The 25,765-nt window shown below is 31.8% G+C and carries 23 protein-coding genes and 1 riboswitch; of the genes, 6 read left to right on the plus strand and 17 right to left on the minus strand.

Annotated features, from left to right (window positions below; genetic code table 11):
• Positions 1 to 259 precede the first annotated feature (259 nt).
• Both BED47_RS15560 and BED47_RS15565 read left to right on the plus strand, forming a co-directional pair.
• A complete protein-coding gene (locus tag BED47_RS15560) occupies positions 260 to 1,072 on the plus strand; it encodes a MerR family transcriptional regulator (RefSeq protein ID WP_025568406.1) in 813 nt (270 codons plus the stop codon).
• A gap of 88 nt (positions 1,073 to 1,160) precedes the next feature.
• Complete coding sequence (locus BED47_RS15565; protein WP_025568407.1) at positions 1,161 to 1,844, plus strand: DUF554 domain-containing protein; 684 nt, start codon at positions 1,161 to 1,163, stop codon at positions 1,842 to 1,844.
• 135 nt (positions 1,845 to 1,979) lie between these two features.
• Here the strand turns inward: BED47_RS15565 and BED47_RS15570 are convergent, their stop codons facing one another.
• From BED47_RS15570 to BED47_RS15595, 6 genes are all read right to left on the minus strand, one after another.
• Positions 1,980 to 2,402: a VOC family protein gene (locus BED47_RS15570; protein WP_025568408.1), complete on the minus strand. Its 423-nt coding sequence runs from the start codon at positions 2,400 to 2,402 to the stop codon at positions 1,980 to 1,982.
• Positions 2,403 to 2,530: 128 nt separating this feature from the next.
• Positions 2,531 to 3,001, minus strand: coding sequence for a hypothetical protein (locus BED47_RS15575; RefSeq protein ID WP_069034412.1), 471 nt, complete (start codon positions 2,999 to 3,001; stop codon positions 2,531 to 2,533).
• A gap of 101 nt (positions 3,002 to 3,102) precedes the next feature.
• Entirely contained in the window at positions 3,103 to 3,639 is a 537-nt protein-coding gene (locus BED47_RS15580) for a cysteine hydrolase family protein (protein WP_025568410.1), read from the minus strand.
• A gap of 43 nt (positions 3,640 to 3,682) precedes the next feature.
• Positions 3,683 to 4,225, minus strand: a complete 543-nt coding sequence (locus BED47_RS15585) for a sugar O-acetyltransferase (protein WP_069034413.1) — start codon at positions 4,223 to 4,225, stop codon at positions 3,683 to 3,685.
• 119 nt (positions 4,226 to 4,344) lie between these two features.
• The gene (locus tag BED47_RS15590) at positions 4,345 to 5,121 is read right to left on the minus strand and encodes a class I SAM-dependent methyltransferase (protein WP_069034414.1); all 777 of its coding nucleotides are present in this window, start codon (positions 5,119 to 5,121) and stop codon (positions 4,345 to 4,347) included.
• A gap of 159 nt (positions 5,122 to 5,280) precedes the next feature.
• Positions 5,281 to 6,735 (minus strand): NAD(P)/FAD-dependent oxidoreductase, encoded by a 1,455-nt coding sequence (locus BED47_RS15595; protein WP_069034415.1) that lies wholly within the window; start codon positions 6,733 to 6,735, stop codon positions 5,281 to 5,283.
• Positions 6,736 to 7,107: 372 nt separating this feature from the next.
• Here BED47_RS15595 and BED47_RS15600 point away from each other — a divergent pair, with 372 nt between their 5' ends.
• Complete coding sequence (locus BED47_RS15600; RefSeq protein WP_069034416.1) at positions 7,108 to 7,530, plus strand: hypothetical protein; 423 nt, start codon at positions 7,108 to 7,110, stop codon at positions 7,528 to 7,530.
• Positions 7,531 to 7,712: 182 nt separating this feature from the next.
• Here the strand turns inward: BED47_RS15600 and BED47_RS15605 are convergent, their stop codons facing one another.
• The 7 genes from BED47_RS15605 to BED47_RS15635 all read right to left on the minus strand — a co-directional run bounded on the left by BED47_RS15605 (position 7,713) and on the right by BED47_RS15635 (position 19,481).
• The gene (locus BED47_RS15605) at positions 7,713 to 8,879 is read right to left on the minus strand and encodes a trans-sulfuration enzyme family protein (RefSeq protein ID WP_069034417.1); all 1,167 of its coding nucleotides are present in this window, start codon (positions 8,877 to 8,879) and stop codon (positions 7,713 to 7,715) included.
• Positions 8,880 to 8,884: 5 nt separating this feature from the next.
• The gene (locus BED47_RS15610) at positions 8,885 to 10,054 is read right to left on the minus strand and encodes a trans-sulfuration enzyme family protein (protein WP_069034418.1); all 1,170 of its coding nucleotides are present in this window, start codon (positions 10,052 to 10,054) and stop codon (positions 8,885 to 8,887) included.
• An 81-nt stretch (positions 10,055 to 10,135) separates the two neighbouring features.
• Positions 10,136 to 10,239: riboswitch (SAM riboswitch) on the minus strand.
• A gap of 79 nt (positions 10,240 to 10,318) precedes the next feature.
• A complete protein-coding gene (locus BED47_RS15615; protein WP_069034419.1) occupies positions 10,319 to 12,592 on the minus strand; it encodes an ATP-dependent DNA helicase in 2,274 nt (757 codons plus the stop codon).
• 123 nt (positions 12,593 to 12,715) lie between these two features.
• On the minus strand, positions 12,716 to 13,243 hold the full coding sequence (locus BED47_RS15620) for a YcxB family protein (RefSeq protein WP_069034420.1): 528 nt from the start codon (positions 13,241 to 13,243) through the stop codon (positions 12,716 to 12,718).
• 703 nt (positions 13,244 to 13,946) lie between these two features.
• Positions 13,947 to 15,734, minus strand: a complete 1,788-nt coding sequence (locus tag BED47_RS15625; RefSeq protein ID WP_069034421.1) for an ABC transporter ATP-binding protein — start codon at positions 15,732 to 15,734, stop codon at positions 13,947 to 13,949.
• Positions 15,734 to 17,470 carry an ABC transporter ATP-binding protein gene (locus tag BED47_RS15630; RefSeq protein ID WP_069034422.1) on the minus strand — a complete coding sequence of 579 codons (1,737 nt, stop codon included), beginning with the start codon at positions 17,468 to 17,470 and terminating at the stop codon, positions 15,734 to 15,736. The genes BED47_RS15625 and BED47_RS15630 overlap by 1 nt, the downstream gene beginning before the upstream one ends.
• A gap of 382 nt (positions 17,471 to 17,852) precedes the next feature.
• A complete protein-coding gene (locus tag BED47_RS15635) occupies positions 17,853 to 19,481 on the minus strand; it encodes a glycoside hydrolase family 13 protein (protein ID WP_069034423.1) in 1,629 nt (542 codons plus the stop codon).
• A gap of 478 nt (positions 19,482 to 19,959) precedes the next feature.
• Between BED47_RS15635 and BED47_RS15640 the strand changes: the two genes are divergently transcribed.
• Positions 19,960 to 20,856 (plus strand): L,D-transpeptidase family protein, encoded by an 897-nt coding sequence (locus tag BED47_RS15640; RefSeq protein WP_069034424.1) that lies wholly within the window; start codon positions 19,960 to 19,962, stop codon positions 20,854 to 20,856.
• Between the two features lie 421 nt (positions 20,857 to 21,277).
• Here BED47_RS15640 and BED47_RS15645 read toward each other — a convergent pair whose 3' ends face one another.
• Positions 21,278 to 22,315 (minus strand): M42 family metallopeptidase, encoded by a 1,038-nt coding sequence (locus BED47_RS15645; RefSeq protein WP_069034425.1) that lies wholly within the window; start codon positions 22,313 to 22,315, stop codon positions 21,278 to 21,280.
• Positions 22,316 to 22,522: 207 nt separating this feature from the next.
• Between BED47_RS15645 and BED47_RS15650 the strand changes: the two genes are divergently transcribed.
• The gene (locus BED47_RS15650; RefSeq protein ID WP_353615540.1) at positions 22,523 to 23,044 is read left to right on the plus strand and encodes a hypothetical protein; all 522 of its coding nucleotides are present in this window, start codon (positions 22,523 to 22,525) and stop codon (positions 23,042 to 23,044) included.
• A 176-nt stretch (positions 23,045 to 23,220) separates the two neighbouring features.
• Here the strand turns inward: BED47_RS15650 and BED47_RS15655 are convergent, their stop codons facing one another.
• From BED47_RS15655 to BED47_RS23300, 3 genes are all read right to left on the minus strand, one after another.
• Positions 23,221 to 23,490 (minus strand): UPF0158 family protein, encoded by a 270-nt coding sequence (locus BED47_RS15655; RefSeq protein ID WP_069034427.1) that lies wholly within the window; start codon positions 23,488 to 23,490, stop codon positions 23,221 to 23,223.
• A gap of 343 nt (positions 23,491 to 23,833) precedes the next feature.
• Positions 23,834 to 23,962 carry an RDD family protein gene (locus tag BED47_RS24545; protein WP_084006960.1) on the minus strand — a complete coding sequence of 43 codons (129 nt, stop codon included), beginning with the start codon at positions 23,960 to 23,962 and terminating at the stop codon, positions 23,834 to 23,836.
• Positions 23,963 to 23,981: 19 nt separating this feature from the next.
• Complete coding sequence (locus BED47_RS23300) at positions 23,982 to 24,236, minus strand: RDD family protein (protein ID WP_175403509.1); 255 nt, start codon at positions 24,234 to 24,236, stop codon at positions 23,982 to 23,984.
• 310 nt (positions 24,237 to 24,546) lie between these two features.
• Here BED47_RS23300 and BED47_RS15665 point away from each other — a divergent pair, with 310 nt between their 5' ends.
• Positions 24,547 to 25,743 carry an FAD-dependent monooxygenase gene (locus BED47_RS15665; RefSeq protein ID WP_069034428.1) on the plus strand — a complete coding sequence of 399 codons (1,197 nt, stop codon included), beginning with the start codon at positions 24,547 to 24,549 and terminating at the stop codon, positions 25,741 to 25,743.
• The last annotated feature ends 22 nt before the right edge of the window (positions 25,744 to 25,765 follow it).

Genomic DNA, 25,765 nt, shown 5'->3' on the forward strand with positions numbered 1-25,765 from the left:
TTAATTTTACAAATTTTCTCTCTATTTCCTTATATTATCATTTAAAGTCCTAATTTTGATAATTGAATTTTCTGATCTACATATTGAACATTTTTTATTAATTGATGACAATCTGAATTGAATGTATTATTTAAATTAACAATCTTTCCGGAAAGTAATTACATTTATCAAAATTTAACAATTTGGAGCTTATTAAAATTAAAGGATATTTGATAATAAGGAATATCATTTTCATGGCAAATAGAGGAGTTTTTAAGAAATGAAAGAGTATTTTACAATTGGTGAAGTATCAAAATTATTCCAAGTTAAAATTGCGACTCTTAGGTATTATGATCAGATTGGTCTCTTACGTCCAGAATTTACCGATAAAAAGACCAACTATCGATATTATTCAACTCAACAGTTTGAAAGGCTGAATTCGATTAAATATTTGAGGGCTCTTGATTTACCAATAAACGAAATGATTGATTTTTTTAATTATCGGGAAATTGATGCTCTTGTTGAAATGTTAAAAAAACAAAAAGATGAAGTTGCCAAAAAGAAGAATGAATTGGAGATTATTGAAACGAAAATATCACGCCGTTTATTACAAATTGAAGATGCTGTTAGTACACCTTTAGATGTAATATCAGAAATAACACTTCCCGAAATGCATGTAGCTTATTTACGCCATGACTATGTTATAGGCGATGATATTGAATTACCTATTACAGAACTAAGGAACAGTTTTGGGATTAATGAGGAAATTTTTTTAGGGAAAATTGGCATCTCAATCTCAGCATCAAATTTGAAAAAGAATGTTTTTGATAAATACTCCAGTATTTTCATGATACTTGAAGATGGAGATCACATTCCACCAACTTCCATTCTTATTCCATCAAGAGACTATTTGAGAGTTCGATTTAAAGGTACTCACATTGATGCTGTTGATTATTATAAGAAATTATTGACGTATATGAAAAAACACAATTATAAACTGTTAGATGATTCCTTTGAAATTACACTTATTGATTACGGCTTTACTAACGATAATGAAAAGCATGTCACGGAAATTTTATTACCTTATGAGTAAACTAAATGATAAAAACCTACTTGACCCTCTAGTTACTAGAGGGTTTATTTTTTATTAATATACTATTAATAAAAGGAGAAATCGAATTATGTTTGGCACGATTTTTAACACATTGATGATTATAGCCGGGAGCTTGATCGGAAGCATCTTTAAAAAAGGGATAAAAGAAGAATATCATGAAATCCTTATGCAGGCGATGGGATTAGTAGCTTTAGGATTAGGGATCAACTCACTAGTACAACATTTGCCTTCTAGCAAATATCCAGTACTTTTTATTGTAAGTCTGGCCATAGGCGGATTAATTGGACAAAAACTCAAGTTAGAATCAAGATTTAATAGCTTAGTTAATAAATATTCTAAAGGTAATTTGGCTGAAGGATTATCAACCGCTATTTTATTATTTTGTATTGGAACATTATCGATTTTAGGACCAGTAGAAGCAGCGTTAAAAGGGGATTATACATACCTTCTTGCAAATGGTACGTTGGATGGCATTACTTCGATTGTTTTAGCATCCACTTTTGGGATTGGAATCATTTTTGCTGGAATTGCATTATTTACATGGCAGGGATCCATCTATTTGATTGCCATACTAATGAAGAATTCTTTAAGCACTGATCTTCTAAATGAAGTGACGATTGTAGGCGGTATATTAATAATAGCGTCAGGCCTAAGTATATTGGGGATTAAGAAATGTAATACTTTAAATCTTCTACCCTCATTATTGATTCCTCCTATTGTCTTTTTATTTATGCATTTATTCCATTTATAATGTTTGTGTAATTAAATAAAAAATTTGGGAACCTTCGTCAAAATGAAGGTTCCTCTAATTACTTTATTAATTCTGTAAACATCAAATAAACGTTAAATTTAATTGGCAAATTTATTTTTAATATCAAGTAAACTTTTATTTTATTCTTTTTGCAAGCGGATGATTGTCACTGAATTGTATTAAGTCCCATAGATTTCCGTATAAATCCTTAAATACTGCAACCGTTCCATAATCTTGTACTTTCGGTTCTCTTACAAACTCAATTCCTTTTGATTTCATTTCCTCATAATCTCTCCAGAAATCATCTGTTCCTAAAAATAAAAAAACTCTCCCACCAGCTTGATTGCCAACGAATGGCTCTTGCTCTTGTTTTGATGCCTTTGCAAGTAGAATAGTCGTTCCTGATGAACCAGGTGGACTTACAACTACCCATCTCTTATCTTGTTCAGGCTGATATGTATCTTCAATTAAATTAAAATGAAGTTTTTTCGTATAAAACTCAATAGCCTCATCATACTCTTTTACGACTAATGCAATATGCACGATTGACTGGATCATCTTCTTATCTCCTAACCTGTTTTCTAATAAAAATACTACTAGTTAATCTAAATTTCAATCTAATAAACTTCATACTTCAATAATCATCTATTTAGCATAATAAAAAGACTGCCGAAACAGCCTTCGAATTAATCATTTAATTTTGAAGCAAAAATTGGAATGATTATGATAGTAATAAATATTAATGCCAAAACGATTAATGAATTTTTCCATCTAAAATCATTTTCTCCATCATTTTTGTGTTCTTTTATGAATTCATCATATATTTTCGATGAAACAAATTTTCCAGGATCTAATATTTCTCCTGTTTTTTCATCCAGTAAATACGTATCATAATTCGCTGTTTTAAAGAAACGATCTCTTACAGTATCGTATTTTGCAGCAATAGCCACTACATTTTCGTTTGTGTTTTTTTCCTTATTTGTTAAACTAAATTCTTTTTGTTCGACAATCACAGTTGATTTCTTAACATAATAATTAACTTCCTTACGATTATTCTTATCTATTTGATCTAAATAGCGCGATGTTGCATTTGAGATTGAGACATTCGATAAAAACAACAAAAAGAAACAGAAGATGCAAAATGCAACTCTTTTCATTTATATCCCCCCACTTCTATTCAAATCTACTAAATTATATTCACTAGATTTTTAAATAGTCCTAGAGAGTATTTCTCATCTACCTCTTTAATGTGGAGTAGTTAATTTTTTGCTAAAGTATCCCTTTTGAGATCATTTTCTATAAAAGTTAAAAATCGATGGTTCCACATTTTTTCATAAAAATCAATTGTTTCTTTTGCAGACATAAATGGATTATTTAATGTAGAAGTTGCTCCGTTTACCATGAAGTTTTCGTAACCCAATCCATGCGCAAATTTAATTGTAGCATCCATACAGTATTCAGTTTGAGCACCGCAAAATTCTATTTTTTGTACAGCTAATTGATCTAAAAGATTTTTTAAGTTTGTTTTAAAAAAAGAATTTGCATGTATTTTATTGATGAAAAAATCTTGTTCTCGAACATCTAGATTAGCATTAATAGCCCAAAGTTCTTCTCCATGTACTAATTCTTCATCACAATGCTGAACAAAAATAATTGGTTTACTTAATTCTCTATATAATGAGATTCTTTTATTTACTTTACTAATTAAATTTTGCAATTCAAATAAATGCTCACCGCTGTAACATACACCATTTTGTAAATCGATCACGATTAAAACATCTGCACAATTATCCATTTTATCTACCTCATTTATATTTTTATTAAGTTTATAATTTCATTTAATTTTCTATACTTTTAATAATTTTCGCAGGGTTACCGGCCACTACACTATTAGAAGGTACATCTTTCGTAACGACAGAACCTGCAGCTACAATTGAGTTATCTCCAATCGTAATGCCTGGTAAAATAGTACAACTCCCTCCAATCCACACATTGTCTCCAATATGGATTGGAATCGCATACCCGCTCTTATTTCGATCCTTTGGTTGAATCGAATGGCCAGCTGTATAGATTCCTACATTCGGACCAATCATACAGTTATTTCCTATTTTCACTTCTGCCATATCTAAGATTGTACAATTATAACCTGCATAGAAATGATCTCCCACATGAATGTTATCCCCTAAATCACAATGAAAATTATGCTCAATACTTGGATTTTCCCCTACTGTACCAAACAGCTCTTTCAATATTTCTTCTTTTCTTTCGAACGATTCCACATTTATATTATTAAACTCTTGAACAAGCTTATGGGCACGTATATTTTTCATTTTTAATTCTTCTGTACCACGCTTATAATAAATTTTCTCTTTATCTTCCATGTTAAGACTCCTAACTTATATGTAGTTATTTTATAAATCACTTCGATCAATAATCTACTAAACCTTCTTTTACAGCCAAAATCATTCATCCAACTATTTGTTTTATAGTGATTTCATTATTATTTCCTTCCACTCAAAATCACTGCATTTCCTAATACTTTTTTGTTCAATAAAATTTTTGGCAATTTCATTTCTTTATCAAGTTTAGATCTGTTCAATTCAGATACACCATATTTCTTTAAATCGTTTAAGAGCTGCTCCTTTTCATCTCCAAATATTTTTTCATCCATAAATAAATCTAAAAAGACGAATTCCCCTCCAGGTTTTAACACTCTTAATGCCTCTTTTATTACATCAGTTTTATTGCTTCGATCTTTTACTTCATGGAAAGTAAGACAGCTTACAATGACATCAAATTCATTCTCATTAAAAGGGAGTTCTGAAGCACTTGCTTTCACAAAATGAATCTGATGAGAAACACCTTCTATTTCTGCATTTTGCTGGCATTGTGCTTTTGAATACTCCCAATTTCCCCCCCAATAGTCAATTCCAGTTAATACTGATGTAGGAAAAGCCTTTGCGAGTTTAATGATCAGCGAACCGCTGCCCGTACCAATATCTAAAAGTGTTCCGTCTCCATCCCACTTTACTTTGGACACAATTAAGTCATGAATTTTTGACTGATAATTCCCTCCAATGGATGCGAATTGGTATATAGAATAAGAAAGTATAAGTGTTATATATAGAAATGGCACAGCTAAAATTCCTGATAGAATTCGTACATATGTATTAACAGGTAATATTGTTACAGAAAGAAAGATGAGTGAAATCACTAGAAATATAAGCAGTTTATAGATACGAATCCAAGTTTTATATTTAGTTTTTAATTGCAAGATATCACAAACCTTTTAGTTTTTAGTTAAATTATACCTTTTCAAAAAAGTCACGTTAATTCTTTTTTAAGCCAAATACTAAAATAATTAATTAAATGTTTAGTCTAACAAAACAAACCTCTAATGCTATAACAATGCAATAGAGGTTTGTTAAATAAAGTATTAAATAGTAACTAATTCTTTTTCTTTACTTCCGATTTTTGTAATGATATCACGCGCAATCCATACACCACAAGCACTTGCTTGAGCTAAGCCACGAGTAACTCCTGCTCCATCTCCACCTAGATATAATCCAGAGATTTCACTTTCAAAGTGTACATTTAGCTTTGGTCGTGCTGAGTAGAATTTTGCTTCTACGCCGTAGAAAAGTGTATGTTCTGCAGCGATACCTGGAGTTACATGATTTAATGCTTCTACCATTTCAATTAAACTTTTCATTGTATTATATGGTAAAACTAATCCTAAATCTCCTGGTACTGCTTCTTTTAAAGTTGGTTCTAAAAAGCCTTCTTTAATACGCTTTTCAGTTGAACGGCGACCTTTTAAAATATCTCCGTATTTTTGTACGATTACTCCACCGTGTGAAAGCATGTTTGCAAGGCGTGAAACCTCGTGCGCATATTCATTTGGTTTATCAAATGGTTCTGCGAATTGATGCGATACTAATAAGGCAAAGTTTGTATTTGGACTACCTAGTTTAGGGTCTTTATAAGCGTGACCATTAGCAGTCATAATTCCTGAATGATTTTCAACTACTACGTGTCCAGATGGATTACTACAGAATGTTCTGACTTTTGTACCCACGCTAGTATTAAAGACGAATTTACCTTCGTATAAGTGCTTGTTAATCTCTTCCATTACTACGTTTGAAGTCTCAACACGAACACCAATATCAACTTGATTTGTTGACATTTTTAAACGACGTTTTTTCATAACATCAGTTAGCCATTTTGAGCCATCACGACCAGGCACAATTACAACTTTCTTAGCATGTAATTCTTCACCTTTTTTTAATTTAATTCCCTTTATGATATGAGTACCTTCAACCTTTTCAGTTATTAAGTCCTCTACTTCAGTTTTATACTTCATATCGATTTTCGTTTTTAAATACTCGTAAATGCTTTTTAGAATTTCTAAATTTTGCTCAGTTCCTAAATGACGAACTTGTGCGCGTAATAATTTAAGTCCAGCTGCGTAACCACGACGTTCAATATCTCTAACTTCTTCTGTTAAGGGATCAGTAATCGATTCAGTCGCACCATGTTCTAAATTAATTTCATCAACGTATTTGATTAATTCAACTACTTGTGAATCTGATAAGTAATCTGTCATCCATCCACCAAATTCGCTTGTAATATTAAATTTTCCATCTGAATATGCTCCAGCACCACCAAAACCATTTGTAATTGAGCAAGCTGGTAAGCAACCTGAAAATTCTTTTTTACCTGCAGCAGGCGGACATTTTTCAATTTTCTTTTGTAAAATCGGGCAATGTCTTGCGAATATATCATGTCCTTTATCAACAAGTAGTACTTTAGCATTAGGCATTTTTAAAGTTAATTCATAACAAGTAAATATTCCAGCAGGTCCTGCTCCAACAACGATAACATCATACATCTATATATACCTCCAAATAAGGTTTAATTTATATCATTTGATCAACCTAAAATAGAATACCATCAATATGAATGCGTTTCAAGCAAAAACACGAACATTTTTTGTATTATTTTTAAAAAATATTCGTTTATAAACATAGTGAAACCTTTTCATTACAATTAACCATATGTCAATTAGCTTTTTTTATCCAATTTTAGACAATTCAAACTTGAATATTAATTAATTAGACATCAGATTATTTAGTTGATTCCATCCTAATTTAACGAAAAGTTAATTATTGTAATACGAAAATATCCTATTAGATAGAATCACAATCACACTAAGTTGAATAGTTATATAAATAACAGATATTTTATATTGGAGATGGAAAAGATGCTAGAAGAAAATATCAAGGAAAAGGAAGGGAAAGACCAAAATCAAATAACTACTATAGAAGATGACGGTTTACAAGCAAGTCTTGAAAAACAAATTGTTGCTGCATCGTGGGTTAAGGCAGTTGCACAATTATATGAAACGATTACATTATCAAAATTATATTCAATTGACAAAGATTCAATCTTTCAAGGGAAAAGAGATATCATATCAGGCATGTGGATTGGCACAGCTGGTCAGTTATCCGTTGCTTTTTACGTTTCTAAGCAATTGTTCACTTCAGATAAGAAAAATTTACTTGAATTACAAAGAAAAATCGTGCTTTCTGATTCAATTCAATTAGTTGGAAACGCTTTGGCACTTATAGGTGCAGCTGAGGTAATTCAAGAGGAAATTGGTGACGGGGAAATATTCATTTCATAGTCAACTAAAAATCTTTATATTACTTAAAAAGTTTACATCTAATTTACGCATCATCAATAGCGCAAAATTAAAAAATATAAAATAAATAAATCCCACAGAAATTCCATTGTGGGATTTTTAATATAGAGTTTAATTTGTTCGTGTTTCTAAGACAGATTCTCTTTTTTAATTATCCGGTTTCCCTATTCCTGCACTTCTTGTTTTTCTCTTACCCCTGCATTTAATGCTTTTTTAAAGCTTGCAATCAAGTCTTCAATATCTTCTAAACCAACTGACACTCTTATTAATGTATCTTTTACGCCTAATCTTTCACGAACATCGAGCGGTATTGCAGCATGGGACATCTTCACAGGATATGAAACAATTGTCTCAACTCCACCTAATGAAACGGCAACTGCAACGTTTTCGACTGATTGTAGGAAACTTGTCGTTTGTTCAATCGTTTTTAGTGTAAATGAAAGGACTGCTCCTCCTCCAGTAGCCTGCTCAAAATGTATATCGTGACCAGGGTGATCTTTTAGTCCTGGGTAATAAACATCCTCAACTTCTTCTTGTTCTAAAAGCCAATTTGCTAATTTTGATGCAGTTTGTTCATATGCATCCATACGAACTTTTAATGTCTTTAATCCTCTTAATGTTAACCAACAGTCTTGTGGACCTAAAATTGCCCCGAATGAATTTTGGATTGTGTATAAATCATTTGCAAGTTCTTCCGAATTTACGACCGCTAGCCCTCCGATTACGTCGCTATGGCCTGCAATAAATTTTGTTGCACTATGAACGACAATATCAGCTCCTAAATCTAAAGGTCTTTGTAAATATGGTGATAAAAAACTATTATCTACAATGACAAGGATGTCATTTTCTTTTGCTATCTTGATTGCACTACTCAAATCAGTAATTTTCAAAAGAGGATTAGACGGTGTTTCTAAATAAAGTCCTTTTGTATTTGGCTTTATTCCGGCTTTAATCTCTTGTAAATTAGAAGCGTCTACAAATGTAAAATCGATTCCGAAACGATTTAATACTTTAGTCGCGATTCTAAATGTTCCTCCATATACATCTTCACAAATGACAATATGATCTCCAGCTGAGAACAAAGACAATACAGATGAGATTGCAGCCATCCCTGATGAAAATGCAAAACCGCGAACACCATTTTCTAACTTTGCAATTGTATTTTCTAATGCTTCTCTTGTTGGGTTTCCACTTCTTGCATAGTCGTACTTACCAAAATTCTCTATATCAAATTGATGAAATGTTGAAGTTTGATAAATCGGAATACTTAATGCGCCTGTTGCCTGATCTATTTCATTTCCATTATGAATTAATTTCGTTCCAAATTGCATCCTCATCACCCCAATGCATTTTCTAAGTCATTTAATAAATCATCAATATGTTCAATACCAACAGATAAACGAAGTGTATGGTCATCTAGACCAAGCTTTCTTTTAAATTCCTCTGGCATTTCTGAATGAGTTTGCGTATGTGGGTACGTAATTAATGATTCAACTCCACCTAAGCTTTCTGCGAATGTAATAACTTTTACACTTCCTAATACTTGTTCAACCAAACTTAAATCTTTCACTTTAAATGAAATCATTGCACCAAATCCAGTTGCTTGTTCTTTAATAATTGAATACCCTTTATGCGTTGGTAACCCTACATAAAACACTTCAGTAACATTCGGATGATTTTCTAAAAATTTCGCAAGTACAATTGCATTTTTTTGACTGTATTCCATACGTAAATGTAATGTTTTAATTCCTCTTAAGATCAACCAAGAGTCAAATGGAGCTAATGTTGCTCCTGTTGATTTTTGATAATAACGAATTCGTTCATTCGTATATTCAGAATTTGTTACGACAAAACCAGCAAGTGTATCATTATGGCCACCTAAATATTTTGTTCCACTATGAACAACAACATCTGCACCTAATTCAATTGGTCTAAAGAAATAAGGTGTTAAAAATGTATTATCAACGATCACAATTATATCTCGTTCTTTTGCAAGCTCAACTACTCTTTTTAAATCAGTTACTTTCATCATTGGATTTGATGGTGTTTCAATAAAAATTCCTTTTGTGTTCGGTTTAAGTGCATCAAGAATATTTTCAATTTCAGTCGTATCTACAAAATTATGCTCAAGTCCATATGGCGAATAAATTTCTTCGAATAAACGATATGTACCACCGTATAAATCATCTGAAACAATTAGGTGGTCACCTTTTTTAAATAAGCTTAATACTGCAGTAACGGCTGCATTTCCTGTTGAAAATGCAACACCATAATTTGCACTTTCTAATTTTGCAACAGTATTTTCAACTTCTTCACGAGTTGGATTTTGTAATCTTGCATAATCATATCCAGTCGATTGATGAAGACCTGCATGCTTAAAAGTAGCAGATTGATAAATTGGATAACTAATCGCACCAGTTAATGGATCATAACCTTTGCTTCCATGAACAGCTACCGTTTCAATTGATTTTTTATTCGTGTTTAAAGCCTCTTTTGTGTTAGTCATTATAAATCCCCCATTTTAGTCAAATAAAAAACCACTTCCTAAAAAATAAGAAGTGGTTATGTCCGCAAAATATACATATCGCTCTTATCTTCCAGGTTTTTCACCTGCAGGATTTAGCACTTTCTAGTTTTTACTAGAGTTGCCGGGTTTCGTCGGGCCAGTCCCTCCACCGCTCTTGATAAGATTATTTAATTATATTGATAAGTATATTAAAAACTCTGATAATTATCAATTGTTTTTTTTGAATTATTTAATTATTAACTCTTACTTCCATTCTTCAGGTAATAAACTTTGATAAAGTGAACTCTTATATCGGTCATCAATTAGTAATAAAGTCCCTTCATCTGATTCAGATCGTATCACTCTTCCACCCGCTTGCATTACTTTATTCATACCTGGAAAGACATATGCATAATAATACCCATTTTTTCCAACCGAATTAAAATGCTCCTTTAAAATATTTCTTTCTAAACAAATCTGCGGCAATCCTACACCAATTACTACGACTCCGTTTAAACGATCACCCTTTAAATCGATCCCTTCAGAGAATATACCGCCTAATACCGCAAAGCCAACTAGCGTTTCTTCATTTAGACTATCAAATTGTAAAAGGAATTCCTCTCGTTCAATTTCAGTCATACCATTTTCTTGAACGATTGTTTTTATAGTAGGGTATTTCTCTTTAAATAAATCAACACTTTGAATTAAATATTGATAGGATGGATAAAAAACTAAATAATTACCTTTTCTTTTCGTAATTTCTTTATATACCGAATCAATTAATCTTTCTAAATTTCTTTCACGATCTTGATACCGCGTTGATAGAGGGTCAATTGTTACCTCCAATTGCTCCTTATGAAAAGGAGAATCGATTGAAATTGTATAATCGCGACTTTGATCACCAAGCATATCTTGAAAATATTGTATTGGGGTTAAAGTAGCTGAAAAGTAAATTGTTGAGCGAAATCTTTTTATTACGTCATTTACAACTTTAGATGGGTCAAGGCAAAATAGCTTTAAATGAACTTCACTTTTATATAGTTCATAGTAGCATACGTAATTTTCATCAAAAAACTCTGCGATTTTGACGAAGTTGAGTGACTCAAAATAAGTATCAAGCAAAAGTTGTTTATTTTCGTCCTCGTCCATTTCCGGTAATTTTATTTCTACGATTTCATTGAATGTATGTAGAAGTTCTAGTAAATCCCCATCTATTTCCTTTGAAACTGGGGTTACAACGTCCTTCCATTTCTTTCTTAATTCAATAAAACGCTTATTTATTTCATTTATTATGGCATAAAGTTCATCTTTTAAATTTTTATATCGATTTTTCAACTCTAAAAATTTAGATTTGAATAGACTCGCAGAATACATTTCTCTTGAGCGATCAACAAGATTATGAGCTTCATCAATTAATAAAACTGTACTTCGTTTATGCTCATCAAATAATCGCTTTAACGATACTCTAGGATCGAAAATATAATTTACATCGCAAATAATAGCATCTGAAGAATTTAATAAATCTAATGAGTATTCAAATGGACAGACTGTATGTTTTCGTGCATATTCTTCTATTTTCTCCCTAGTTAGTGCTTTTTCGGATGAAAGAATATCAAGAACAGCATCATTAATTCTGTCATAATAACCATTGGCAAATTCACAATAATCCTTTTGACACATCGTCTCTTCTTTAAAACAGATTTTATCTTTTGCTGTAATCGTCGTACACTTTATACAAAGTCCTTGATCTGTCATGCGCTTAAATGCTTCTTCAGCAACAGTCCTAGTCATTGTCTTAGAAGTTAAGTAAAACATCCGATTGATACGATCCTCACCAATACTTTTAACAGTTGGAAAAATAGTTGATACCGTTTTTCCTATTCCAGTTGGTGCAACAGCAAATAAATTATTACCTTCTTGAATCGTTTGATATACCGCACCTGCTAACTTTCTTTGTCCTTTTCTGAAAGAAGGAAAGGGAAAATTTAATTCTTTTATGGTCTGATTCCTTAACTCAATATGATCGTATTTCCATTTTGCAAAAGGATAATAAATTTCTAGCATTTTGTATAAGTAATTTGTTAATTCATCCTTTGTAAACAAAAGATCGAAGCTTATTTTTTGCTCAGTTAAAATATTAATATATGTAAGTCTAAGTGTAATCTTTTCAAGCTGTAGTTCTTCACAAATAAAATATCCATAAACTTTTGCTTGAGCCCAATGAACAGGATATGAATTTTCATTTATTTCATTTAAATCCTTCATTGTTGATTTAATTTCTTCTATTATATATTGATCATCCTTCAGTAATAATCCATCACAACGGCCTTCTATCTGAAACGCCAATTGATCCAATTTTATAGTGCCGGATATAGGTCGTTCTTTTACATCCTGTTCACCATATTCTCTTTGGATTTTTTGATGCGCCTTTGTTCCTTCAATTAAAGAAACCGAACTTTTATAAGTTAAATTGATACTTCCCGCTGTATGAGCATACTCAACTAGCGTTCGAACTGAAACCTTTATACAATTCTCCAAGTGAGTACCCTCCTTTATTACATTTTATCATAATCCTCTTTCTTGATTAAGAATGAAAAGTACCAATAAAAAAGTTCAAGTTAAAATAACTTGAACTTTTAAAGATCAGAATGCAATATTCAACTAGCAATATAAAACTTGAATATTATATTTTCTGTAGAATTGTAATAATCTCTCCATGTCATCCTTTATTGCTTCTAGCGGAACTACAATGGCTTGCATACTTGTAAAGTAAATATAAAAGTAATTCTTCGTTCCTTTTATTTCAACTATATCATCCCACTTTATTTCATGAACACTTGATTTTGTAATTTCTTTCATTCCATTCTCATCAACCTTTAGAGAATGTTCGCCGAATAACGATTGATCGTTCTTTTCAGTTAAATGCTTAATCATTTTGTTTTTAGAGGAACGGTAGAAATACTTTGGAAAATAAACGAACCAAAGAATGGCTGCTATCGAAAAGGCAAGTAAATAACCAAAAAGCGGTTGCTTGAAAAAAAAGGAAATTAAAAATGGTATTACTAAATAGATTAAACTCACAGCAATTCGTTGATTAATTAACGACTTTTGAACAGTTTTAGAATGTTTTAAATGATGTAAATTAAATTCAATATAATCATCCAAATTAATTTCATAATTAAGTTTCATACTTGACCTCCAATTTCGCAAAAATATTTTAATCACTATTATTTTAACATTAGAAAAAAACAGAAAATAAAGTTATTTTATGTACTTATGTTAAGTTGATTTTTCAAGATTCATAGAATTAATTCTTATATTAAGAATTCGTAATAATTCATTTCCAAAGTTCTAATTTTAAATTTTTGGCATAAAAAAGGATGTCCTAACTGTAAATCAAAAAGAATAGTGATATAGGCTCGGCGCTGCAAATAATTTATGAGATATTGCAATTGATCGGTGGACTGCAATTAAATTAAGAGAATCGCAATTAAAATTGTGGACTGCAATTAAATTAAGAGAATCGCAATTAAATTTAGCGAAACTGCAATTAAAATTTGAGAATCGCAATTAAATTTTACAAAACTGCAATTAAAATCCTAAAAAACGCAATTAAAATATAAAAGTACCCATACCAGTTAAGGTATTCCTTTCTAAAAAACAGACAAAAGCAGATCATTTAAATGGAAAACTTGCAAATATGCCTTCTATCAAATAAAAACTTGATAAGAATCTACAAAAATTTCTTATAATAATCGATTAGATCAACTGCAAATGAAAAACTCTGTTGAAATACCCTAACAGAGTAGTACATTTCCCAATAAAAATGGGCCGCTCATATGTCAGTTAACCTGACTTTTGAGACAGCCCCAATCTAATTAAAACAGTTCAATTATGCTCCATCATTAATGAAGCTATATTGCGCCATGTATAGCTTATAATAATGTCCTTTTAATCCTAGTAACTCTTCATGTGTACCGCTTTCCTCGACATTTCCGTTTCCGATAACCATAATTTTGTCGCAGTCACGGATTGTTGATAATCGGTGGGCAATGACAAATGATGTACGACCTTCTAATAGCTTTTCAATTCCATTTTGAACAAGCTTCTCTGTATGTGTATCGATATTCGAAGTAGCTTCATCTAATATCAATATTCTAGGATCAGCTAGTAGAGCACGAGCAAAAGAGATTAATTGTCTTTGACCTAATGAAAGTCTTGATCCCCTCTCGTTTACATCTGTATCATATCCATTCTCCATTTTAATAATAAAGTCATGAGCATGGACTGCTTTAGCTGCAGCAATTACTTCTTCATCTGTAGCGTTTAATTTACCGTATCGAATATTTTCCATAATCGATGTTGAGAATAGGAATGTATCTTGTAGCATTATTCCCATTTGACTTCTAAAAGATTCTAAATCTACTTTTTTAATATCGTTCCCATCTACTAAGATTTCACCTTTTAAAGGATCATAGAATCGACTTAAAAGTGAAACAATTGTTGTTTTCCCTGCTCCAGTTGCACCTACCAATGCAATTTTTTCACCAGGATTTATTGTGAAATTCACATTTTTTAAGACTGTAGAGTTTTCATCATAACCAAAAGTCACATTTCTAAATTGAACTTCACCATTAATACGTCCAATTGGAGGTGCATTTTCTTCACTAATAATTTCTGGATCAATATCCATAATGTCAAAAATACGATCAGCTGCCGAGAAGTTTGATATTAATGTATTATAAAAGTTTGATAAGTTCATAATTGGACGCCAGAACATGCCAATATACATTGAAAATGCGATTAATGTTCCAACTTCGATATCTTGACTAGTTACAAGCTTATATCCAACATAAAATACAATTACAGTACCAACACCCCAAGAAAGCTCAACTAATGGCCAGAAGAAGTCATTCATTTTTACTGCTCTCATGAATGAGCCCATTAATTCAGAAACCTTTTCTTTGAAGTCTTTTTCTTTATCTTTTTCTTTCGCAAAAGATTGAACTACTTTTATTCCTGAAAAATCTTCATGTATAAACGCAATTAAATTTGAACGTTTCTTTCTATAATCATCCCATCTTTTACGTGCACGTGTTTCAATATAAAACATGGCAACTGCTAAAAATGGCAGAATTGATACTGATGCGATTGCAAGTTTAACATTTAAAATAAACATTACGACTGTAACGCAAACTAAGCTTAGTAATTCTGGAATTAACGTTTGAATACTTTGGTTGAATAAATTTTGGAGAGCACTAATATCACCCATTACACGAGCCAAAATTTTACCTACTGGTCGATTATCAAAAAACGTAAATGATAGTTTTTGAATATGTGTATAAAGCTCATGACGAATATTTACTAAAATATTATTCGTAACAGAGCTAATCATCGTCCAACGTATTTTTGAGGCAATCATTGCTAAGAAATTTAGTGCTAATAGTACAACTCCAATCATTATGAGCCCTTTTACATCGTGATTTTTAATATTTGTATCGATCGCTACCTTTAGTAAATATGGATTTAATATCCCGATTACCATTACAAATAACATTAAACAAATAACGCTAAATGTTTTTAATTTATAAGGCTTTAAATAAGTCCCGAGCCTAAGAATAAGCTCGGTTTTACTCCGATTTAGTTGGTCTTCATCACGATTTATCGTATTTTGTGCCATTAGACCACCCCGCTTTCTACTGTTTCAAAATCTTTGAATTGTTCTTCGTAGACTTCAAAGTATCTTCCCTTTTTATCAAGTAATTGTTTATGATTTCCTTTTTCAACTATTTCCCCATTTTCAACGAATAAAATTACATCGGCATTTTTTACAGCTGAAATACGGTGTGCAATGATAAATGTTGTACTATGTGAGAAACGTTTATTTAAATTGTGTAATAATTCATACTCCGTTTCCATATCTAATGCAGAAGTTGCATCATCTAAAATTAAGATAGGAGCATTTCTTAATAATGCGCGGGCAATTGATATACGTTGTTTTTGGCCACCAGATAAACCAATACCTCGTTCACCAATTTCCGTGCTGAATCCTTCTTCTAGCTCATCAATAAAGTCTAAACAACAAGCAATACGGCAAGCTTCACGGATTTCATCCATTGTAGCTTCTGGGTTTCCTAGTTTAATATTATTTTCAATCGTATCTGAGAAAAGGAAAGTATCCTGAGAAACGAGAGACATATTTTGACGTAAAGATGTTAGATTAAAATCTTTAACATTAACGCCATCTACTAGAACTTCCCCTTTGGCCACATCGTATGAGCGACCAATCAGATGAAGAATTGAAGATTTCCCAGCACCTGTCGTTCCCATAATCGCTACTTTACTACCACTTGGAATATATAGATTAAGATCTTTTAAGACAATTTCATCATTATATTTGAAGCTTACATTTTTATATTCCACTGAACCGTCAACTAGATTAGGTGTATATGCACCTTCTTTGTTTTCAATTGCTGTTTTACGATCTAAAATTTCAAAAATCTTCTTCGCAGAAGCTTGGTTTTTAGAAAGTACATCTGTTAACCAGCCTAGCATTCTCATCGGCCAAATTAAGTTCCAAATATATCCACTGAATGCTACTAGTTCACCTAGCGTCATACTTTGTTGTAAAACGAAATATCCACCGATAATAATCATTGCAACAAGCGCAATATTTGTTAAAAATTCAATATTAGGAAAATATTTACGCATTATTTTAGCTTGAGACATATTTAAATCATAATATCCACGATTCATTTTCAAAAATTTCAACGTCTCATGCTTTTCTCTAGCAAATGCTTTAACCAATCTTACACCCGCAATATTTTGTTGAGCTGTTGTATTGATTTCAGCTGTATGGTCACTTATTTTACCGTAACCTTTATTAAGTAAGCGATTTAAACGCGTCCCCATATATCCAATTGGGATCATGATTGCTAAACAAATTAGTGCCAACTGCCAATTAATTACAAATAAGATAACTGTACTGACAGTAAAATAAATTATATTTTCAACAAACAATCTTAGTCCAAACGCAATTGTTTGCCAGATATTTTCCACATCTTCATTAATTCTCGATAGTAATTCACCCGTATTCATCGAGTCGAAATACTTAAATTCAAAACTTTGAATATGCTTGAACATATCATTTTTTATATCCTCATGTACCTTTGAACTTACTAAGTCATATAAATATTCTTTTACATAACCAAAAATTGATTTGATAATTGTTACACCTATAATTCCACCGATAACCGGAAGAACTACTGATGATTTTCCTTTCGTAATACCATCATCGATTAGAATCATTTGTAAATAAGGAATTAAATGATCCACACCTATAACTAAAACCATTGAAATTGAACCAATAATAAATGAAAGCTTATGCCTAAAGACATATTTTAAAATTCGAGACAAAATTATACCTCCCTTGTATCAATTAACCTAACTCTACGCAACCCTCCACTTTTTTTGACAATAAAAAGACCATGGGAATATTTTCCATACCCCATGGCCATAAAGAAACGTTTCGCCCAAAAACAAACAGTTATGAATCGTTCATTTTTGGCACAAAAAAGCCATGGGAAATATAAACCCATGGCTAAATCGTCAATTGAAATCTAAATTTCAACGTGGTCCGTCCTGCGTAGAGATAGGGTTCATAATCATTATGAAATTTTGTGATGCTTCACAGCTTAATTTTCTTACAATCATCATGTTAACCTACCTCCTTCTTATTTGATATTCTTATCATATACGAGTGGACTTCAAAATGTCAAACTATTTTTAATAAATTTAATTATTTAATTTTATAAACAATTGCTTCATACGGTCTTAAGCTATTATTCACACCCGTTACACTTGAATCTTTATAATTACTTAAAATTATACTTACTTCATTATAGTTATTACTATAACTAAAGTTTGTTTCCTCATTTGTAAAGTTAGCTACTACTAAGAATTTTTCACCATTATACTGTCTTTCATATGCAAATACTTTTTCATCCTTTTCAGCAAGCATTTCAAATGAACCATAAACAATTGCAGGATTTTCTTTTCGCAATTGGATCAATTGACGATAATGATGAAAAATTGAATCTGAATCATTTATCGATTGTTCAACATTTATTTTAGTAAAATTCGGATTTACTGTTAACCAAGGGTTTCCTTTTGTAAAACCTCCATGCTTTTCTCCATTCCATTGCATTGGAGTACGTGCATTGTCTCTACCTTTTGTATAAATCGATTCCATTATGTCTTCGTGCTTGTAACCTTTTGAAATACGGTCATTATACATATTTTTCGTTTCAATATCGTCATATTCATCAATGCTTTCAAATCGAATATTTGTCATTCCAATTTCTTCACCTTGATAAATATAAGGTGTACCTTGCATTAAATGAAGGATTGTAGCAAGCATTTTTGCACTTTCAATCCGATATTCTTTATCATTACCCCATCTAGAAACAATTCGTGGTAAATCATGATTGTTCCAGAACAAGCTATTCCAAGCCTTTCCATCAAGCTGAGTTTGCCACTTATTAAAAACTTCTTTTAGCTCTAACAAATTCAATGGCTTTAAATCCCATTTTTCTTTACCTTCTTGTTGATCAAGACCGATATGCTCAAATTGAAAAATCATACTTAATTCATTTCGAGCAGGATCCGAATATAGCTTTGCAATTTCTGGAGTTGCTCCCCAAGTTTCACCAACAGTTAGCACATCATGATTTCCAAAAGTCTTTTTATTCATTTCTTTCAAGAATTCATGTAACTTAGGACCGTTTGCCGTAATCTCTTGATCTGGAATCTTTCCAATTAAATCTATTACATCCATTCGGAATCCACCAATTCCTTTATCAAGCCAAAAGTTCATCATATTATATACTTCTTCGTGGACTTTTGGATTCTCCCAGTTTAAATCTGGCTGCCTTTTACTAAATAAATGCAAAAAGTATTGTCCAGTTTGTTCATCATATTCCCATGCACTGCCGCTGAAAACAGAAGGAAGGTCATTTGGTTTACTTCCATTCACAGGATCTCTCCAAACATAATAGTCTCGATATGGGTTATCTTTGCTCTTTCGAGATTCAATGAACCACGGATGTTCATCAGATGTATGGTTCACAACTAAATCCATTACGATTTTAATCTCTCGACGATTCGCTTCAGAAATTAATTCATCCATATCATTCATCGTCCCGAACTCTTCCATAATGTCACAATAATCACTAATGTCGTAACCATTATCATCATTAGGAGATTTATATACAGGACTCAACCATATAACATCTATTCCTAAAAGCTTTAAATAATCAAGCTTTTCAATTATTCCTTTTAAATCACCGATTCCATCAGCATTACTATCCATAAAACTTCTAGGATATATTTGATAAACTACACTATTATGCCACCATTTTTTCTCCATTTTAATTGCCTCCTAGATTATGTATAAATCTTAAAAACTCAAAAAATTTATTTGCTTTTTATTTCTTCAATCTACATAATTCGGTACGTGAAATTCCAAAACATTTAAACCAATTTAAAATCGTGCAATCGTGTGCACAATTTTATAATATAAAGTGTCCTATTCTTAGTAAATGTATATTCAAAATTCTTTTAAACCGCTTACATTTTCTATTTTAACAAGATTGGTCATTAATGCAAACATTTACATTTTTCTTCAACGATTTAAATGAATAAAGTATATCCGTTCCTACCATTAAACTAATCTCAACCTATAACTTATTTGAAAATCTAAAAGACTTATAGATCCATTTTTAGACCTTATCCAGTATTCCAATTAACTATTTTTTCTTTATTTCAAATTTAAAATTGATAGGACAAGCATTCCCTTCATACTATATAAGGCTACGCATTTTCTAAATATTGTTGGGGGGAAAACTTTGTTAAAGCGCTGTTTTATTTTTTTCTTAGTACTGCTTTTATTTTTAAGCACTTCTTTTGTTCAGTCTTTCGCGGCAGAAACAAAACCTGTTTCGCAATTTATCATTATTAATAAATCGATTAATAGATTAGCTTTTTATGAGAATGGTAAATTGGTAAAAGTTTTTAAAGTTGCTACCGGTAAGAGTCAGGATCTAACTCCTGAAGGCAAATTTAAAATCGTCGTTAAAATTGTAAATCGGCCTTATTATAAAGAGAATATTCCTGGGGGTGATCCGAGGAATCCACTTGGTAATAGGTGGTTAGGTTTAAATGCTAGAGGGACATGGGGTACAACCTATGCAATCCACGGAAATAATAATCCAAGTTCTATTGGAACTTATGCTAGTCACGGCTGTGTACGAATGTATGATGAAGAAGTAGAATGGTTATATGATCGAGTTCAAAAAGGTGCTACTGTTTTAATCACTTCATCTAACCAATCGTTCCAAGACATCGCCGTCGCAAATCATTTATTTGATGATGATTCAGGAACTGTAGTAGTAACAAAACCAACGGATATTCCGACTAGTTTACAACTTGGAAGTGTAGGTTCAGAGGTTGAATGGCTGCAGGATTCATTAACTAAATTAGGATATTCTACAAACGGGGTCGATGGCTATTTTGCTAAAGGCACAGATCAGGCAGTGAGAGCATTCCAACTAGATAATGGCTTAACTAGTGATGGAGTTGTTGGTGCTGGTACAAAAAAATTATTATTAGACAAACTCCAAGAAAAAAACCGCGAGTTAGTATCGGCTTATTTTTATACACTTACATTAAAGAAAAATGTAAAAACAAATGGTGAGGACAGATTCGATAGTCAATTAAATGGGGTTCAAAAATTAAAATATTAAACTATTAGAGGGTATCCAAAAGTCTAACTTTTAATGGAACCCTTATTTTTTTTGTGATTAAGGTGGACTGCAAATAAAATCTGGTTTTCGCAATTAAAATTGACAAAACTGCAATTAAATTTTGAGAATCGCAATTAAATTTAGCAAAACTGCAATTAAATCCCAAAGAATCGCAATTAAATTAAAAAATTACCCATACCAGATGGGGTATTCCGACCCAAAACTTGTATAATAGTAGATCCTTTCCAATGGAAAACTAGCATATATGCTATGCAGAATAAAAATTCGAAAAAAATTTGCTAGTTTTATATCATTAAGCTCCATTTTTTCAACACAAAATAAAATGCAACTTTTGAAATACCTCGTACTAGAGATACTTTATCAAAAAGGGGTCGTCCCGTGGACAGCCCCTTTTAAATGATTACTTTGTTAAATATAAGTACAATAATTTCATCGTATTTTCCATCGCACTGTAATGCGTTCTTTCCATACCATGAGAAGCATGAACACCTGGTCCAATTAACGCGCCACGAATATCTTGTCCTCCGCGTAAAGCTGCAACTGTATCAGAACCGTACATTGGATAGATATCTACTGCATAGCTAAGTTCATTTTCTTTTGCTAAATTGACTAAATCAGTCGTCATATTGTAATCGTATGGTCCGCCAGAGTCTTTTGCACAAATCGAAACATCGTATTCAGTACAGCTTAAATCATCTCCAATACAACCCATATCAACTGAAATTAATTCAGTAATATCAGATGGGATATACGAAGAGCCATGTCCAACTTCTTCATACGTAGAAATAAATAATTTTGTTGTATATGTAGGGACAATCTTTTCCCTTTTAAACAATTCAAGTAAACCAATTAAACATGCTACACTTGCTTTATCATCAATAAATCTTGATTTTATAAAACCGCTTTCAGTAATTGTCGTTTTCGGGTCGAAGAAAATAAAATCTCCTGGGCTAATACCAAGATTTAATACATCCTCTTTTGACTTAACACATTCATCAATACGAACTTCCATGTTTTCTGGGTCACGTTTTTTTGTTTTACTATCTTCGAATACGTGAATTGATGGACTTGTAGATAAAAATGTACCTGTATATATTTTTCCTTCACGCGTTCTAATTTGACAATATTCACTATCAAGAGTTGGTACGATTGGCCCACCAATAATTGTAAACTTTAATGTACCTTTACTTGTAATTGATCGAACCATTGCCCCTAACGTATCAACATGTGCTGATAATCCGATGACTTGCTCATTGCTTTTACCAGGAATTGTGATCACGCCACAACCTTTATTAGTCGTTTCAAAGTCATATCCTAAACTATTTGTCCAGGACTGAATTAACTCCATAATTTCAAAGCAAAAACCACTTGGGCTATTAAACTCTAGTAATTGTTTAGCGGTTTGTAGCACATATTCTTTGTCAATTTTAATATTCATAGCTTTTCCCCTTCAATTTTGAAATTTTCATGCAATTCTCAACGTATTTATCATACATTTATTTGTGTTTGTTATCAATATTTCATCATTTTGCATTAACATGTTTGGCGTATTGCGATTTGATTAGTCTCATATAAATGATGTATATCGTAAATTAAATGAGGTGAAAATGTGTTTTTTTTCAAACCAATTACTGAAGAGGTCCGGTTGTTTCAACTAAAATTTACTAAACAAAATAAAACCAAGAAATTTATTTTAGCTTCTATTTTTTCGTGTATTGCTGCATTGTTTCAAGCTGCTGGTGGCCTATTACCAGGTATAGGATTATTTTTAAGTCCACTCGCCACTGCACCAATTTTATTATGTTCCATGTTTTCCATTAAAAATGGAATAAAGTCCTATTTTTTAACAATCCTGTTGTTATTGATCCTACAGCCAACTGAACTAATTGTCTTTCCTTTTACAACAGGATTATTAGGACTTGGCTTAGGCTTGGCTTTTCACTTTTTTAAAAATAGATTATCGATTATTGCGACGGGAGCAGCTCTTTTAATGTTAGGTATTATGAGTCTATTATATCTTTTCCACTTTCCAGTCTTAGGGCCGGGATTTTCTGATTCTTTTTCAATCAATACTGTTCTAATTATTTTATTATTTTCGTTCCTTTATTGCTGGTTCTGGGTTGAAATTACTTTAATTATTTTTAGAAGATTGGCACTGCTAAATTAACTAATTACATAGAAAACGTTAAAAATCCCTTCATCGAAATCTGAAGGGATTCATTTTATTTGCTTAAACTTAATTGTTATAGGGAGGCATATAATCTTTGATAAGTCTAGTTAGGAGCTTAGTTAGACTAATAGTTTCTAACATTTTCGGTTTACTGTTTCTTATTTCTAGAAATTCTAATCTATGTACTCGATATCATTATTTTGACACCATGCGATCGCTAAGTCTTTATAGCGTCTGTCACGATAACTATACCAATCCATATCAATATTTAACTCTATAACTGCATCTTTAAATCTTCTAAATGCGCCTTTTCCCTCGATTATGATTAGTAATATATTTTGTATTTTCTCATCTTTAACTGTTAAACAAAAGTCTTTAATCATTTTATATTCATCAATTTCATATTTTGAAGGTAATTCTTTATAGTCCTCAAAATTTTCCACAATTTCATTTGCGATTTCTAAATTTTCTATCTGCCAATCTTGTAAATCATCGAAAGGTTTTTCATCTTCGGCATCAATTAGATCATCTTCAGCAACCGAAAAAACTTCACCAGTTTTTATGCATTTCTAATTCTTCAATAATATCTTTTATCTTTGCTTTATTTGTCATAAAGTATCACCTTCTTATTTTTTATATTAGGCAAATCAATTGTGTTACTTCGATAATTATACTTGATAGTTCTATAAATGAATGCACTTTCCTTCTAAAAAAAACTGACTAAAAGAAAATTGGACCTTTAAAAAGCTCCAAATTAAATGCCCTAAGTAGATCAATTAAATAAGATTATTTATACACGACATAAGTATTGGCTAATTTATCATGTAATGCTGTTTTCCTATTTGAAAAAGCAATCATTATATAACCAATAAATAAAATGAAACTGGAAACAACTTGGGCTAACCAACGGCTAATTGCCTCAAATACAGATAACTTACTTCCATCTTTCTTTGTTGATTACTTTAATACCAACAGTGGCCTTTCCGATTGTCCCCTGCAATTTTGTAGCTGGCAAAAGCATTAAGTAAATAATACCAATGAGATCAATAAGTAGGTTGTATGTATTATTTGTGTTAGTAAAGAAACTAAGAAGCAATGGACTTAGAATAAAACCTAATAAAATAATGATACAAAAATCAATTGTATATGCGCATAATCTTATCCAAAATCCTGCATATTTAAATTCCAATATTGACTCCCCTAAAAATTAAATAGATTACTATGAAATCGGTTTTTAATATTAAAATGATTATACCTATCTAGTGTTATTCTGTAACTTGGGGTAATTTGCCTTTTTTTTAATGAAATTTAAATAGTCCATATGAAACTTAACTGACCGTTTGTTCAATAATAAGCCTTCAAATTTAGATAGATAAACATTCATCCATTCCCCCCTAGATTATTGTTGAAATTTCACGAAAGTACATAAGTAAAAAAACAGTGAATATATTGTTGTTATGTTGTCTAATTTTTTTTAGCTGAGGAGTGATTAACTAATTATGAAGCAACCGATGCGTGTTCTTATTTCCGGAGCGAGCATTGCAGGGCCAGCACTTGCTTACTGGCTTCATCGCTATGGTTTCGAGGTGACTGTAGTAGAACGGGCTCCTTCTTTACGCCCAGGGGGATACGCTGTTGATATCCGTGGTGCTGCAATTTCTGTGCTTGAACGAATGGGAATTCTTGATGATGTTCGTTCATTAGATACACATATGACTGGAGTTTACTTCGTGAATGATAAAGGAAAAATTAAAGGTAAAATTAGTGAAGCAAGTATGGGGAATCAGCAAGGGATGGATATTGAAATTATGCGTGAGAATCTTAGTAACATTTTGTTCGATTTGACCAAGGATAAAGTTACATATATTTGGGGCGATTCAATTACCTCTATTCATGAATCAATGTCAGGGGTTGAAGTTCAATATACTAATGGGAAACCAGATACATTCGATCTAATAATCGGCGCTGATGGAATCCATTCCAATGTGCGTACGTTGAAATTTGGTGACGAGGATCAGTTTAAACGTACTCTCGGCTGTTATATCTCAATTTTTGAATTCGAGAATTATCTGAACCTCGACCACTCTCAAATGCTTTATACCGTTCCGGGTAAAACTGTTGGAATGTATAGCGCAAATGATAAAAAGGAAGCAAAGGGCATGTTAGTGTTCCAATCCGAGCCACTTAAGTACGACCGTTATAATACAGAAGAACAAAAAAATCTTATTAAAAATGCTTTCGAAGAACTTAATGGTTGGGAAACACCGAACTTGCTCCAAAAATTGATTAATGCTTCAGATTTTTATTTTGATGAAATTTGTCAAATTCACATGCCGACCTGGTCAGATGGCCGAATTGCTTTAGTAGGTGATGCGGCTTATTGTCCTTCACCCCTCTCAGGTCAAGGTACTAGCCTGGCCCTTGTCGGAGCATATGTCCTCGCAGGAGAGCTGAAAGCTGCTAATGGTGATTACAAAAGGTCATTCATCACCTATGAAAATGTGATGAAAAATTTTGTTGAAAAAAACCAAAAAATAGGGCTTTTAACTGCTGGAGGAATGATTGAAAAATCAAACTTCAAAATTTTATTACGCAATGCAATGTTACGCTTTCCCATCTTAATGAATGGCATGTTTAAAATGATTACGAGAATGATCGCTAAAGCTGCCAATGAAATTGAATTGAAAGATTATTAAACTATTTTATTGCTCTATTTCA

The organism is Gottfriedia luciferensis (assembly GCF_001712755.1).
Classification (GTDB): Bacteria; Bacillota; Bacilli; order Bacillales; family Bacillaceae_G; genus Gottfriedia; species Gottfriedia luciferensis_B.

What these genes read in the sequence shown, in the direction of transcription:
- BED47_RS15665 (WP_069034428.1), top strand. Translation starts at nt 24,547, where the DNA reads ATGAAGCAACCGATGCGTGTTCTTATTTCCGGAGCGAGCATTGCAGGG.
- BED47_RS15600 (WP_069034416.1), top strand. Translation starts at nt 7,108, where the DNA reads ATGCTAGAAGAAAATATCAAGGAAAAGGAAGGGAAAGACCAAAATCAA.
- BED47_RS15625 (WP_069034421.1), bottom strand. Translation starts at nt 15,734, where the DNA reads ATGGCACAAAATACGATAAATCGTGATGAAGACCAACTAAATCGGAGT.
- BED47_RS15575 (WP_069034412.1), bottom strand. Translation starts at nt 3,001, where the DNA reads ATGAAAAGAGTTGCATTTTGCATCTTCTGTTTCTTTTTGTTGTTTTTA.
- BED47_RS15595 (WP_069034415.1), bottom strand. Translation starts at nt 6,735, where the DNA reads ATGTATGATGTTATCGTTGTTGGAGCAGGACCTGCTGGAATATTTACT.
- BED47_RS15635 (WP_069034423.1), bottom strand. Translation starts at nt 19,481, where the DNA reads ATGGAGAAAAAATGGTGGCATAATAGTGTAGTTTATCAAATATATCCT.
- BED47_RS15605 (WP_069034417.1), bottom strand. Translation starts at nt 8,879, where the DNA reads ATGCAATTTGGAACGAAATTAATTCATAATGGAAATGAAATAGATCAG.
- BED47_RS15570 (WP_025568408.1), bottom strand. Translation starts at nt 2,402, where the DNA reads ATGATCCAGTCAATCGTGCATATTGCATTAGTCGTAAAAGAGTATGAT.
- BED47_RS15565 (WP_025568407.1), top strand. Translation starts at nt 1,161, where the DNA reads ATGTTTGGCACGATTTTTAACACATTGATGATTATAGCCGGGAGCTTG.
- BED47_RS15585 (WP_069034413.1), bottom strand. Translation starts at nt 4,225, where the DNA reads ATGGAAGATAAAGAGAAAATTTATTATAAGCGTGGTACAGAAGAATTA.
- BED47_RS15560 (WP_025568406.1), top strand. Translation starts at nt 260, where the DNA reads ATGAAAGAGTATTTTACAATTGGTGAAGTATCAAAATTATTCCAAGTT.
- BED47_RS15580 (WP_025568410.1), bottom strand. Translation starts at nt 3,639, where the DNA reads ATGGATAATTGTGCAGATGTTTTAATCGTGATCGATTTACAAAATGGT.
- BED47_RS15620 (WP_069034420.1), bottom strand. Translation starts at nt 13,243, where the DNA reads ATGAAACTTAATTATGAAATTAATTTGGATGATTATATTGAATTTAAT.
- BED47_RS15645 (WP_069034425.1), bottom strand. Translation starts at nt 22,315, where the DNA reads ATGAATATTAAAATTGACAAAGAATATGTGCTACAAACCGCTAAACAA.
- BED47_RS15610 (WP_069034418.1), bottom strand. Translation starts at nt 10,054, where the DNA reads ATGACTAACACAAAAGAGGCTTTAAACACGAATAAAAAATCAATTGAA.